Here is a 481-nt window from a genome sequence, read left to right as displayed (position 1 = left end):
TGCGCGGCTTGGGCAGCGGCGTGGCGCGCCATTCGGCGTCGTCCGGCACCAGGGTGGCGGTGCTGCTGTAGTGGGTGCCCTGTTTGGCGTCGGCACTTTCCTCGGCCTGGCTGGTGTACTGGATGCCACGGTGCTCGATGCGCACCGGGCGCCAGCCGCGGTTCATATCCTGGCGTGGGTGGCCGGTGAGGTCGAAGGAGAGGCCCGGCACCAGGCGCGCGTCGTCACCCTCGACCTGGGCCATGCGCGCATCGCCGCGGTGGCCACGCAGGCGGTCCTGGGTGAAGGCCTCGCCCACCTCGCTCTTGTAGCGCCCGGGGTAGTCGTAGCGCTCGTAGCTGCTGGCTTGGTGGACCAGGTCCACGCCGTCACGCTCGGTGTGGTGGTTGTACAGCGGGTTCTTGAAGTCGTAATCGCGTTGGGTCTGACGCGCGGTGCGCACGTTCTCGCGGTAGGTGAAGTTGCGCAGTGCCGGCCTCGG

The 481-nt window shown here is 69.2% G+C and carries 1 protein-coding gene; it reads right to left on the bottom strand.

Going from position 1 to position 481, the window contains the following annotated elements; all coding sequences use genetic code 11:
- Positions 1 to 481, bottom strand: a 481-nt coding sequence (locus DM872_RS00140) for a contractile injection system protein, VgrG/Pvc8 family (protein ID WP_256873256.1), incomplete at both ends; no start/stop codon positions are given.

The sequence above is a fragment of the Pseudomonas taiwanensis genome (genome assembly GCF_013393345.1).
GTDB classification, from domain to species: Bacteria; Pseudomonadota; Gammaproteobacteria; order Pseudomonadales; family Pseudomonadaceae; genus Metapseudomonas; species Metapseudomonas resinovorans_C.
The sequence above is the reverse complement of the archived record's forward strand: the minus strand, read 5'-3'. Positions and strand labels throughout refer to the sequence as shown.